12 protein-coding genes are annotated in these 11724 nt (G+C 68.3%); 4 read left to right on the plus strand and 8 right to left on the minus strand.

Translation table 11 applies throughout. The annotated features are described in order from the left end of the window. The 5 genes from ACO48X_RS06115 to ACO48X_RS06135 all read right to left on the minus strand — a co-directional run. On the minus strand, positions 1–1168 hold a 1168-nt coding region (locus tag ACO48X_RS06115; RefSeq protein ID WP_485001227.1), incomplete at its 3' end, for an LpqB family beta-propeller domain-containing protein. Then, positions 1161–2906: an MtrAB system histidine kinase MtrB gene (gene mtrB, locus ACO48X_RS06120; protein WP_485001228.1), complete on the minus strand. Its 1746-nt coding sequence runs from the start codon at positions 2904–2906 to the stop codon at positions 1161–1163. The genes ACO48X_RS06115 and mtrB, both read right to left, overlap by 8 nt. A 10-nt stretch (positions 2907–2916) precedes the next feature. Next, positions 2917–3600, minus strand: a complete 684-nt coding sequence (mtrA, locus tag ACO48X_RS06125; RefSeq protein WP_009199304.1) for an MtrAB system response regulator MtrA — start codon at positions 3598–3600, stop codon at positions 2917–2919. A gap of 125 nt (positions 3601–3725) precedes the next feature. Continuing rightward, positions 3726–3959 carry a Trm112 family protein gene (locus ACO48X_RS06130; protein ID WP_485001229.1) on the minus strand — a complete coding sequence of 78 codons (234 nt, stop codon included), beginning with the start codon at positions 3957–3959 and terminating at the stop codon, positions 3726–3728. Next, positions 3956–4462, minus strand: coding sequence for a DUF3499 domain-containing protein (locus ACO48X_RS06135; RefSeq protein WP_485001230.1), 507 nt, complete (start codon positions 4460–4462; stop codon positions 3956–3958). The genes ACO48X_RS06130 and ACO48X_RS06135 overlap by 4 nt, the downstream gene beginning before the upstream one ends. Between ACO48X_RS06135 and ACO48X_RS06140 the strand changes: the two genes are divergently transcribed. Continuing rightward, entirely contained in the window at positions 4461–4895 is a 435-nt protein-coding gene (locus ACO48X_RS06140) for a metallopeptidase family protein (protein WP_485001231.1), read from the plus strand. The two genes, ACO48X_RS06135 and ACO48X_RS06140, sit on opposite strands and share 2 nt — an antisense overlap. A 9-nt stretch (positions 4896–4904) precedes the next feature. Here the strand turns inward: ACO48X_RS06140 and ACO48X_RS06145 are convergent, their stop codons facing one another. Genes ACO48X_RS06145 through ACO48X_RS06155 form a run of 3 tightly spaced genes read right to left on the minus strand, consistent with a single transcriptional unit; the run spans position 4905 to position 9644 of the window. Then, positions 4905–6332, minus strand: a complete 1428-nt coding sequence (locus ACO48X_RS06145; protein WP_485001235.1) for a DUF5719 family protein — start codon at positions 6330–6332, stop codon at positions 4905–4907. Then, positions 6332–9376, minus strand: a complete 3045-nt coding sequence (locus tag ACO48X_RS06150; protein WP_485001232.1) for a glycosyltransferase family 2 protein — start codon at positions 9374–9376, stop codon at positions 6332–6334. Before ACO48X_RS06150 ends, ACO48X_RS06145 begins: the two co-directional genes overlap by 1 nt. After that, positions 9366–9644 (minus strand): WhiB family transcriptional regulator, encoded by a 279-nt coding sequence (locus ACO48X_RS06155; RefSeq protein ID WP_009199311.1) that lies wholly within the window; start codon positions 9642–9644, stop codon positions 9366–9368. Before ACO48X_RS06155 ends, ACO48X_RS06150 begins: the two co-directional genes overlap by 11 nt. A gap of 206 nt (positions 9645–9850) precedes the next feature. Here ACO48X_RS06155 and ACO48X_RS06160 point away from each other — a divergent pair, with 206 nt between their 5' ends. From ACO48X_RS06160 to ACO48X_RS06170, 3 genes are all read left to right on the plus strand, one after another. Continuing rightward, positions 9851–10795 (plus strand): inositol monophosphatase family protein, encoded by a 945-nt coding sequence (locus ACO48X_RS06160; protein ID WP_485001233.1) that lies wholly within the window; start codon positions 9851–9853, stop codon positions 10793–10795. After that, positions 10792–11550 carry a TIGR03089 family protein gene (locus tag ACO48X_RS06165; RefSeq protein WP_485001234.1) on the plus strand — a complete coding sequence of 253 codons (759 nt, stop codon included), beginning with the start codon at positions 10792–10794 and terminating at the stop codon, positions 11548–11550. The genes ACO48X_RS06160 and ACO48X_RS06165 overlap by 4 nt, the downstream gene beginning before the upstream one ends. 5 nt (positions 11551–11555) lie before the next feature. Continuing rightward, positions 11556–11724 (plus strand): sugar phosphate nucleotidyltransferase (locus tag ACO48X_RS06170; RefSeq protein WP_485001236.1); only part of this gene is annotated, 169 nt, incomplete at its 3' end.

Below are 11724 nucleotides of genomic sequence, written 5' to 3' on the forward strand. Positions count from 1 at the left end.
CCGACCAGATCCAACCGGAAGAGTCGTACGAGGGAGACAGAAGATTGCGCCCCTCCTTGACACTCCACCACGTTTCCTTCTCGGCGTCGAAGGCGAACAGCTGCGTCGCGTTGTTCGCGGTCGCCGCGAAGGCGGACTGCCCCGCCTGATAGCTGGCCGCGATCGAGTCGAGGTGGCGATTGCCTCCTCCCCTCCCCTTGCTTTGGATCTCCCCCGCTTTGAGCACCGTCGCCGGCGCCCCGTTCGACACGACGGAGACGGGGTAGGATCCGAACGGGTAGGAGGGAAGGGATTTGACGGCGTCGACGCCGGGAGGCGACCCCTCCACGGTGAGCTTGACGGATCTCACGTCGTTCGAGGTCCCCAGGGTGTGCCTGATCTGGGCGATCATCAAAGCCTGCTGCGAGGAAGATGCGGACAGCGCCTGGCTCGACAAATCGACGGACGCCTCGCCGTTGGCGACGTCGACGGTCTTCGTCAGCTGCGTCCCCGCCGGTATGGCCGTGTGGACGCCGTCGGCCAGCCATTGAGACGGCCCGGAAATGAGGCCGTTGATGGCGTTGGTGGCAAAGGACTTCTTCGGGTAGTAGCGCAGATCCGCCACGAGGGAGCTCGAGTCCGAGGAAAGGAAGTAGAGCGGAATCTCCGCGAATTTCTGAGAGAAGATGTTCTCCGAGAGGAAGATGCCGTCGTCGAGTGAGACTATTCGCCACTGGCCGTTCGCGTTCTTGGCCAGGGAGAATTCCGACGTCGATACGGCGTCGTTGGCCGCCTCCGTGAAGATCCCCTGCGAAGACACCGATCCGTGGGCGCCGACCGTCGCGCGGACAGCCCCGCTGTCGAGCGTGTTGAGTGCGATGTTCTGAGAATTGGGGTAGACCCTGACCTGCGCGAGCGGCTTCCAGTTCGATGCTGCGTCCGCGTGGAGATACTCTCGCGCCACGGAAAAATCGTCGTCCAACCCCGCCTGGCTGGCCAAAAGAAAGCCGTTGACGATCTGTTCGGGCGTGGCCCCCTCCGCCGGAGGCTGGGCCGAAAGGCCGATGGGCGGCTCGCTGTTGGTCGACGGCGAAACCCTGTCGACGGGGCCCGATCGGGGAATCTCGGCGCATCCGGCGAGCGCCAGCAGCACCGCGGCCACCAGCGCCCCCAGGCGCATTCTATTCATGGCTCTCCCCTTCCGCCGCCTCCCCGGCGCGGCCGTCGATGTTCTTCTTTTCTTGCGCGTCGTCTCCGGCGTCGGCGGATTCCGGCGTCGGCCCAGCGACGACGACGGCGCCGCCCCAAGTCTCCTCGGCCGCCGCGACCCGCAGCGTGAGAGGGTTCGTGTACTGTTCGCCGACCTCGCGCGGGACGCTGAGAAGGAAGGTCGATCCCACGCCGACCTCGCCCGCGCACACGAGGCGGCCGCCGTGAAGCATGGCGTCCTCGCGCGCAATGGTCAGCCCGAGGCCCGTGCCGCCGGATTTGCGCACCCTGGCGGTGTCTGCTCGCCAGAACCGATCGAAGACGTGGGCCGCCTGCTCTTCGGACAAGCCTATCCCCCTGTCGGAGACTTCGACGGCGACCGCGTTCTCGCCGCCGACCACCAGGACCCGCACGGGCTTGCCCTCGGCGTGTTCGAGGGCGTTGACGACGAGGTTGCGGACGATCCGCTCGATCCTCCGCGGCTCGACCTTGGCCTGCGTGTCGCCGCGCGACTCGACGATGACCTCCACCCCGTTGGATTCGGCCAGCGGCCTCTGGGCCTTGACGACGGCGTCGGCTATCTCCCGCAAGTCCGCCTTGGTGCTCGCCAGCGTCATCGCGCCGGCGTCGTAGCGGGAAATCTCGAGAAGGTCGGAAAGCATGACGTCGAGGTTAATGAGCTGGTCGTGCTGCAATTCGGCGCTGCGGCGCAAAACCGACGGCAGGTCGGTGCGCCGGTCGTAGATGAGCTGGCCCGCCATTCGAATCGTGGTGACCGGGGAGCGGAGCTCGTGCGAGACCGCCGAGACGAACTCCTGCTGCACCTTGGACATCCGCTCGAGCTGGGTGAACTGGTCCGAAAGCGAGGAGGCCATCTGGTTGAAGGAGCGGGCGAGCTGGGCGAGCTCGTCGCGGCCCTTGACCTCCATTCGGGCGTCGAAGCCGCCCTGCGCCAGAATGCTCGCATTGCGCGAGGCCTCGTGGACAGGCCGCAGAACGAGGCGCACGATGAGGGCGGCGCTGACGGCCACGAAAAGGAGGAACACGCTGGCGCCGACGGTCAGGATGCTCGTGACGATGCCCGTCGTGTACTCCTCGGACTCCAAAGAGTAGGCGACGTAGAACTGGTAGTATCCCGCGCCCGGGAGGTTGAGCCGCGAGCCGACGATGATGCCCGGAACCTTGTTTCCCGCAGACGTCTGCACCTCGATCGACTGCCAGTGCACGGCGTCGTCGTCTGCCACCGCTTTCTTCATTTCGGCGGTGATGCGCGTGCGGATGCGCGAGGAGGACTCCGTGGCGGGCTCGGCGATCTCGAACGACGTCGCCTCGGGCTGCTTGGGAGAGCGCAGCAAGGCGGCTCCGACGATGGCGCCGTCGGGATTGTTCTGGGATGCGACGAGCTCGTTCGCAATTTGCTGGAGCTGGCCCGCCGCGGGCGCGTTGGCCGTTTCAATCTGGGCTTTGGCCCGGGAGCTCGCGGAAGAATACTGGTCGAGATGGGTGGAGACGGCCCGATCGAAAAGCTGGCGATTGACCTGGTGGAGCACGATCGTCCCGACGAGGCCGACTAGGAGGATGCCGATGACGCAGATGCTCGCCACCACCCTGGCGGTCAGGGAGGATCGAAGCCACTCGCGCAGTGCGCGCACGCGAACGCGGAGGGCTCCGGCGAGCCCTCCCCTGGCGCTGGCGCGCAAAGCGCGGGACGTGCTCACCCTCGGAGGCTCACTCTTGGACCGCGCCGGCCCGGTAGCCGACGCCGCGAACGGTGAGGACGACCTCGGGATGGTCGGGGTCGTGCTCGACCTTCGAGCGCAGGCGCTGTATGTGGACGTTGACGACCCGGGGGTCGTGCGAGGACTGCCGGTATCCCCACACTTGTTCGAGGAGCTCCTCGCGCGAGAACACCTGCCAAGGCTTGCGCGCCAGGACGGACAGAAGCTCGAACTCCAGCGGCGTCAGATGGAGGACCTTCCCTGCCCGCTGCACCTGATGGGCCTTGAGGTCGATCGTCAGATCGGAGACCCGCAGAACCTCGTGCTCGGGCTCTTGGCGGCGAAGGCGGGCCTTGACCCTGGCCAGGAGCACGGAATTCTCAAACGGCTTGGTGACGTAGTCGTCTGCGCCGGCCTCCAAGCCGGCGATGACGTCGACGGAATCCGTTCGGGCGCTCATCATGATGATGGGCACGTCCGACTCCTCCCTGATGAGACGGCAGACCGAAACGCCGTCGAGCCCCGGAAGCATGACGTCAAGCAAAACGAGGTCCGGTCGATCTGCTCGGAAAAGGGGAAGCGCGTTGTTGCCCGTCGCGCACACGCTCACCTCGAAGCCCTCCGATTCGAGCAGAAGCGCGAGCATCTCTGCAATGCTCGGATCGTCGTCAACAACAAGGATACGTGTGCTCATATGCCTATAGTCTCATGTTTATGGGTGATTTTTGCAGATGCCCACACTAGTTGGAGACCGTGGGTCTCAAAAGGCGGGTGAGTCCTGCGGGGCGCGTCGATGCGATCCGAAGCCGCCGGCGGGCGTCAGCCGATTTGGCGCGCTTCGTGCTCCAGAAGAACCGGGATCCCGTCGCGCACGGGATAGGCGAGCCTCGGGTCCGCCCCCTCCGCAGCGACGAGCTCTACCCCCTGGGGCCCGTCGAAAAGCTCCAATTCGGCTCCGCTCACGGGGCATCGCAGAGCATTGAGCACCCACTCGGGGAGCTCCGGCTGCGCCGCCGAGCCAGGCGGCGCTTCACGTCCTTTTCGCAGAGTCATTCCTTGTCTTCCTCGTCGTCGGATTCTTGTTCTTCGATCCACGGATCGGGCGCGTCGGCGCCCTCCTCCGGGCTCGGAACGAGGCTGAGCCGCACCCTCGCCCGGGGAGGGGCGGCGATGTCCGCCGGCCGGCGAACCTCGCGGCGGGCGGGCTCGGGCGCCGGCGGCTCACGCAGGGAAGCCTCCCGAATCGCGTCGGCCAAAGCCATAAGGTCGTTGGTCGAAGGGGGCGCCGGGGCGAATTCCGTTTGGAGCCTGACCATCTGCCAACCGTGCGGAACGGTGACGGATTTGACGTGCGCGGCGCACAGGTCGAACGCCCCCGGCTCGGCCGCCGGAGACAGCGGCCCGATAACCGCAGTGGCGTCTTCGTACCCGTACGTCATCGTCGCTACGGCGGGCTCATGGCAGGACTGACGGGAACATTGACGGACGTGGCTCACAGCCACCAACGGTACCATCACCGGCGCGAACGACGCGCGGGACGCTAGGCTTGAACACATGCCGCGGTCTTACATTCCTTCTCGCGGCCACGCCCGGCGCCGCGACCGCCACGGGCGCGGGCTGCGCGGCCCCGTCATCCCCTTTTCAGTCCCGGCTTGGCGCACGCGCGCCGATGAGTTCGACGACGTCGTCGCCGCGGACTTGGCGCAATACCGGCAAATACTCGGCGACGAGATGGCCCATATCGACTACGGGGTGCTTGACGTGCCCGAGAGCGACCCGGCGCCGTGGGAGCGGGGAATCCCGCTGGCCAGATACCTGCCCTTTGAGCGCGGGGCGCAGATTACGGGGCGGATCGTCTTCTACCGCATGCCCATCCTCCAAGCGGCGAAACGCACACTCGATCCGCGTGTGTTCATCCACGACGTCGTGACCGAGCAGCTGGCCAGCGCCTTGGGCAGGCCCGCCGAGGAGATCGACTACCTAAGGTGAGGCGCCGCCTCATCCCAGGGCGATTCTTCGGCTTTCCTCCGCGAGCCCCGAGGAGGCGAGGGGAACCCAGTCGATGCCGACGCCTTCGTTGACCTCCGCGGACGTTGCGACAGCCGCCGAGACCGGCGCATTCGACTCGTAGCGGACCGCCACGGCCCCCTCCGGCAGTTCGAGCACCCCCTGGGAGTCCGGGCCTATGCTCGCGCGCACGGGCGCCATCTCGCGCCCCGACTCCGATATCGGCGTGGCGACGACGTCGGCGCGCCGGGCGCCCGCCACCGCCGCAATCCTCGCCTTGGCTGCGCCGTAGACGGCCGATCCGGACGTCGCGGCGGGCCGAGCCGCGGCCCATGCGTCGTCGGCCGGAGCGCCCTCGGCTTTCCTGGAGGTCGATCGGGCGCCGACCGCCACGGGCGCCGACGCCTCGACGGAGACCGAGGTTTGGCCCGCCGGAAGCCCCTCCAGCGAGAGGTCGAGAACCGCCCTTGGGGCGACCTTCACGGCTTCCCCGCCGGGGAGGGGCTTCTTTCCGGCTTCGGAGAAGGTCGATATGTTCACGGACACGGGCGAATTGTTCGGATTGACGATTCTCAGGCTCGCCGCGCCGGCGGCGTCGTCGATCCTGATCCCAGGGACCGTCAGGCTGCGCCCCGCCTGGGAAGGCGTGACGAAGCTGACTCCGGCGGGGGTGTACCCGTCGAGCGCCGTCGACTGCATGGAGACGGCCACCCCGCCCGACTGGGCGGTGACGTGGAAGGCGACGCGGTCCTGGTCGGAGAGCGAGCCGTCGAGCAGAACCCGCTTCGTCTGCCCGGCGGGCACGACGACGGTGCTGTCGGCGCCCAGCTCGGCCTTGCCGATTCCGGCGTGCGCTGCGACGGAGACCGTGACCGGCTTGGCCCCGGGGTTGGCGAGGATGAGCTGATTGGAGACCCCGACCTTGGCCGACGAGCCGACGATCCACTGGTCGAGGGACGGCCTTTGGCAGGGGTTCATGGCGATGCCGCGCAGATCGCCCGCGGCCGCGCTGTGAAAGGTGCCCGCCGCAAGCTCCGCCGAGCCCGTGGCGACGGAGTCGGTCGAGACCGTGCCTTCCAGCGGCGACTCGCTGGAAGAGAAGGCCAGTTTTCCGACGGCGGGGACCTTGCGTCCGCCGTCGATGCGCGTGCGCGGGGCGTCGCGTCCCTCGGTCGAGGCGGCTGTGATCCACGAGCGGACCTTGATGGACTCGTTGACCTCGCCCACGTTGACGCCTTCGGCGACGGTCCGCTGAAGTTTGCCGCCGCAGGCGAAGCTCAAAGGCGCGGGCGGCGCGGCGACGGCGGAGGCCGGATGCCGCTGAGGGGTCTGGACGGAGCGCGCCTGTGAGACGGCCAAGGCCCCTCCCGCGCACGCGACGGCGAGGGCCGAGACCCCGCCGACGATTCGACGCTTCATCACTCGCCTGCCCTCCTCTTCTTCAGCGGCAGGGCTGTGACTGCCGCCGCGACCGCCACAATCGCCTGGCACGCGGCCACGAACAAGCCGAGGCCCGTGTCGAAATCGACCTCCAGGCGCCCGCCGCCGCTGGGAAGCTTCCAAGCTTGACGCCATCCGCCTTTGACGGCCTCAAGCTCCTTTCCATCGAGGCTCGCCCGCCACCCCGAATCCGCGCGTTCGGCCAAGGCGACCCGCCCGCCCCCGTCCGAGGACGGGATGCGCGCGTCGGCTGACACGTCGCCGGAGGGAAGATCCCTCCATTTTTCGCCCTTCCCCGCGGTGAGCCTCGAGGTCGCGTGGCCTTCTTGGCGGATCCGCCAGAAGGAGCCGGCTTCGGCCGTCGTCACGTACTCGAGCCCCTCGACGGAGTTGAGCTCGGAGACGAGGGCACGATTGGCCGGGCTGTCGTCCGTTTTGACAAGCACCACCGAGACGGCGTGCTCGGCGACGGTCCGCGTGAAGTCCTCGGAGTCTCCGGCGAGCGAGGCGATCGCACGCGTGAGGGAGAGGTCGGCCGCGTCGCCCTTGGACATGAGCGAGGCGACCATCGACGTCTCGTGAAGCTCGGCGCCGTTGCCTCGCCACAGGCGCGCCTGAATGCCGCCCTCGACGGTCGACAGAACCAGGACCCTGTTGCGTTTGGGACCCTTCTGGTCCGAGACGGCGATCGTGGGCGCCGCGTTGGACTTCACCTCGGTGAGGGCGAGCTTCGCGACGTCGTTGGGCGTCCTTTTGAGCGTGGCAAGGCCCCACGCTCCGACGAAGGCCAGCGTCGCCGCACAGGCCGCCGCGGTTGCGGCGGACAGCCCGATCTGGACGAAGGAGAAGGAACGCTCCTTGAGGTCCGTTCGAAGCCCGTCGCCCGCGCTGACGAGGGAGACGAGAAGGCCGAGGAAGGCCAGCGAGAGGCCGATTCCGGCCCATCCGCGCACGGACAGATAGCCGTTGCCGTCGACGATCGAGCCCGTTCGGACGGCCAAGCACGCCGCGGCCCACGCCCAGCCCGTTCCGAGCAGGGCGAGGCCTGCTCGAATGGAGCTCGAATTGCGCTTGCGCACGAGGGCCAGCAGCGCGAGGGCGAGAAGAATCCCCGGCGCCACGAGCGAAACAGCCTCCAGCAGGGTCCCCGGCGCCTCCACGGTCGACGTCGGAGAGAAGCTGAGAAGCCCGACCTTGGAAGGCGCGGCCGAGACGGGCTGCCCCGGCGTCGAGGCGAAAAGCCTCCATGGCGCGTCCGAGTTCAGCGCCGCGCGCAGGGTCGGGGCGAGGGCAGCGAGGGCCGGAACGGGAAGCCACAGCCAGTGTCGGCGTCCCTTTGACCTCGTGAAGAAGCCGACGACGGCGAGGACGATCGCCGGAGCGAGGGTCGCGGGCGCCGCTGCGGACATGTAGGCCGCGAGAATGGCGGCCGAGCCGAGGGCCGGGACGGAGCCGGTGCGCCACGCGGCAACGGCCGCCCTGAGCGCGAGAGGGGCGAGCACATGCCACACGACGGCGGCCGTGTGGCCCGAGGAAACGGCGGCCAGCAGCGGCGGGGCGAAGGCCCATCCGAGCGCGCCGAGCGCGCGAACCTGCGGGGAGTTGGTCAAAACCCTGAATCCGAGGAAGCCGGTGAGGGCCGAGAGTGCGACGCCGGAGACGACGATCGCGCCGGCGAACGAGCCCAGGGTGGAGCCGGTGAGCCCGATGAAGGGCGCCAGAAGGATCCACAGGGCGTCGACGGGGGCGGGGAGGCCGTCGCCGGAGGGAAGCCACGCGTGGACCGCTGAATGGGCGAGGTCGCCGAAGGTCCACGAATCGCGAAGGAGCCCGCCTCCGGTCAGCTCTGATCCGAGGATGTCGATAGTCGCCAGCAGGCCTGCGGCCGCGGCGGCCGCGACGGCGAACACTCCCCATTTGCGGGTGGAGGCGCGCCATGCGCGCCGCTCTTGGAGAACGATGGGGTCCGGGCGGTTGGCCATGGTTTCGGCCTCGATGCGGGCCCATCGGCGCGCGCGGCGTCCAACGCGAACGTCCCGCCCGCTGGCCTCCAGCCCGGCTATGACGGACGCGGGGACCTTGCGCACGCGCCTGAGCCTGGCCCTGGCAGCGAGCGCCTTCGGCAGCATCCCGACCATCGCGCCGACGGCGGACAGCTCCTGCGCGGCCAAACCCGGCTCCTTCGTCAGGAGCCGGGCAAGCGCCCGAATCGGGCCTCCCACAACATAGCCGAGCACGGCGAAGGGCAGCCAGCGGGCGCGGGCGGCCACGAGCGAGTTGTGCAGCTGGGCGGCCCGCCGCTTTCCGTACGACTGCTTGCCCTTGGCGAAGCTGACCCTCTCGTGCTGGATCGAGGCGCCGGGGCTGATGGCGACCCTCCACCCGGCGGCCCTGAGCCGTCGGGAGAATTCGAGCCCGTCGCCGAAGGGGCCGAGGGCGGTGTCGAACCATCCGACCTCCTCCGCCGCGGCGAGCCGCACGAGCATTCCGGCGGTTCCGATTCCCAGAACGTCGCTTCGAATGTCGTATTGGCCTTGGTCGCGCTCTCCGACGTCGATCTCGGGGACCCTGCGCCCGCTGCGCGTGGCCCGTATGCCGACCTCGACGAGCCGCTCCGGATCGTCCCAGCCGACCTGCTTGGGGCCGACCGCCCCCAGCTTGGTCGACCGCTCCCCCACCGCCGTCAGCTCGGACAGGCAGTCGTAGGTCGGGGCCGAATCCTCGTGCAGGATCCACACCCACGGCTCGACGACTGTGACCTCCCGGCGCGCCCGTGCGACGACGGTCGCCAGATTCGGGCACGGCCCGACGAAGACCGTGGTGGTCGGCACCGAGCCGCACGTCGACTCGACGGCGGCCCGAACGGTCGGATCCTCTTGGGCGGCGACGGCCACGACGAGCCGCGTGGGCCGCTGCTTTCCGGCGGCTACAGCAGTCAGCACCCGCTCCGCGCGGGTGCTGAAACTGCGCACTGCGAGAATCGCAAGAACGTCCTCGCGCACCGCCCAGGAATCAGGCGCCACGGGCCCGGCGGCGTTCGCGAGAGATTCTTCTGCGGTCGTTGTCGGACATCCCGCCCCAGATTCCGTGGCGGATGTCGTTGGAGATGGCGTATTCGAGGCACTCTGCCTGGACCGGGCACGAAGCGCAGACGCTCGTCGCCGGAGCCGTCGACCCGCCTTTCTCCGGGAAAAAGATGTCGGGATCCGTCTCGGCGCACAGGGCGAAGTCTTGCCAGCGGAGCTCTTCCGCAGAGGCCTTGTCGTAACCGAGGTCGAAGATGTCCGTCATAAGGAGCTGAGCCTCTTCGACATATGAGTCCGCGCCGGTGTGTGCATTCGGAGCAGAAAGAGATTTAAGCACGCTGTCCTCCTCAGGGCTTACTACACGTAAATTACACATGTGTGATCCATCGGCCGTCAAGGCCTTCAGATCCGCCCCGAGGTTGATTTACGGGCATCTGTACCCATCCTCGAGAAGTGTGCAAACATGAGTGCATGGCTCTGTCAATCTCTCTTTCCCGGACCGCCATGGACGCTGCGCGCGCCGCGGGCCCTTACTTGAACGCTTCCTTCAAACGGCGTCACACCGTGGATTTCAAGGCCGACTTTCACGACATCGTCACCGAGGCGGACACCGAGTCTCAGCGTATCGTCCTAGCCTGTGTTTTCGCTGCGTATCCGGACTCGCTGGCCGTTTCAGAGGAGGCGGAAGGCCTTCTGGACAAATCAGGGGCAATCCGCCCATTGACGGATGAGGATATTGTGTGGTACATCGACCCGATCGACGGCACGTCGAACTTCGCCGCGGGATTCGACCACTGGTGCGTCTCGATCGCCGCCGCGCGCGGCGGCGAGCTTCTGGCGGGCGCCGTCTATCAGCCCACTCGGGACCTCATGTTCCACGCCGACGAAACCGGCGCCTACCGCAACGGCGAAAGGATGTCGGTTTCGACGGCCTCCCTCGCCGAGGGCATCGTCGGAACCGAGTTTCCCTCGCCCAGAATCGACGACGTCGACGCCGCCCTCCGCGGCTTCAGCCGCCTCATAGGCTCGGCGCGCTCGCTCAGACGCACCGGATCGACGGCGCTCATGCTCACGGAGGCCGCCGCGGGAAGCTTCCTGGCGACTTTCAACGTCGGAACAAAGCCGTGGGACGTCGCGGCCGGGGCGATCTTGGTCGAACGCGCGGGCGGCCGCTTCATCGGATGGGGCGACGAGGCGGGCGGCTCGGGCAACGGCGCAATCAGAGGCTCCGGCGACTGCTCCGGAGGGGGCGGCGCCGACGCACAGCCCGTGTACCGCCGCAACGCTTGGACGGCCCCCAACTTCGTAGCCGCGGGAACGCCCGAGGCGGCCCGCGCGTGCCTGGCCGCGGCAGGGCATCCCGACCCCGACGCGGCGGTCGCAGCCGCGTGGGGCGAGCCCTCGGAGGGTCGATGATGGACGCTCTGCATCTGTACCGGGCTTTGGAGCGGCGAGGGACTTCGCCGGCGTTGACGTGGTACTCGGCCGAGGGCCGCGTCGAGCTGTCGGGGCGCGTGGCCGCGAATCACCTCGCGAAAATCGCGGGCTACCTGCTCGAAGACGTCTGGATCGAGCCGGGCACCGTGGTGCTTCTCGACTGCCAGGCGGGATTCAAACAGGTGCTGTGGGGCTTGGGCGCATTGCTCGCCGGGGCTCACGTGGCAGTCGGGCAGACGCCGAGCGGAGGCCTCGCGGCGGTCGTCACCGACGCGCCGGAGCGTTGGGCCGGCTCGACCGCCAACGGCGTCGAGGTGCTCGCCGTCGACCCGGCGCCCCTGGCCATGCAGTGGACCGGCGAAACTCTGCCGCCCGGAGTCCGCGACGCCGCCGCCGAGGTCGTGGGCGCATCCGACGTGCTCATGGACGAGGCCGCCCACGAAGCGTCGAATTGGCAGCTCTGGGGCGGCGTTTCCGATCTGGATTTGGACCGCGATCTCGTTTCACGCCCCGCCCCGGGTTCGGGCTCGGGTTCCGACCGCGATTTCAGCTCGGGGTCGCCCGCCCTCGGCGCGGCCGGGGCTCGGGCGAGGCTCCTTGTCGCGCCGTCGCCCTCTCAGGCGCTGGAGGCGGCGGCAGGGACTCTGGCCTCGGCCCGCCTGGTCGTCGTCGACGACCCGGAGGACGCCGAGCGCATCGGAATCGCGGAAAACCTCGATGAGGTGCGACACTAGAAGACATGCGCGGAATCATTCTTGCCGGCGGGTCCGGCACACGACTCAATCCCATCACCCTCGGCACGTCCAAGCAGCTGGTGCCCGTCTATGACAAGCCGATGATCTACTATCCGATGTCCACCCTCATGCTCGCGGGCATCAAGGACATTCTGGTCATCACCACGCCCGAGG

This window comes from Peptidiphaga sp. (genome assembly GCF_057238965.1).

Coding starts and splice junctions, on each gene's coding strand:
- ACO48X_RS06165 (WP_485001234.1), top strand. CDS start 10,792: ATGATGGACGCTCTGCATCTGTACCGGGCTTTGGAGCGGCGAGGGACT.
- ACO48X_RS06160 (WP_485001233.1), top strand. CDS start 9,851: ATGGCTCTGTCAATCTCTCTTTCCCGGACCGCCATGGACGCTGCGCGC.
- ACO48X_RS06140 (WP_485001231.1), top strand. CDS start 4,461: ATGCCGCGGTCTTACATTCCTTCTCGCGGCCACGCCCGGCGCCGCGAC.
- mtrA (WP_009199304.1), bottom strand. CDS start 3,600: ATGAGCACACGTATCCTTGTTGTTGACGACGATCCGAGCATTGCAGAG.
- ACO48X_RS06130 (WP_485001229.1), bottom strand. CDS start 3,959: ATGACTCTGCGAAAAGGACGTGAAGCGCCGCCTGGCTCGGCGGCGCAG.
- ACO48X_RS06155 (WP_009199311.1), bottom strand. CDS start 9,644: ATGACGGACATCTTCGACCTCGGTTACGACAAGGCCTCTGCGGAAGAG.
- ACO48X_RS06145 (WP_485001235.1), bottom strand. CDS start 6,332: ATGAAGCGTCGAATCGTCGGCGGGGTCTCGGCCCTCGCCGTCGCGTGC.
- ACO48X_RS06135 (WP_485001230.1), bottom strand. CDS start 4,462: ATGTGTTCAAGCCTAGCGTCCCGCGCGTCGTTCGCGCCGGTGATGGTA.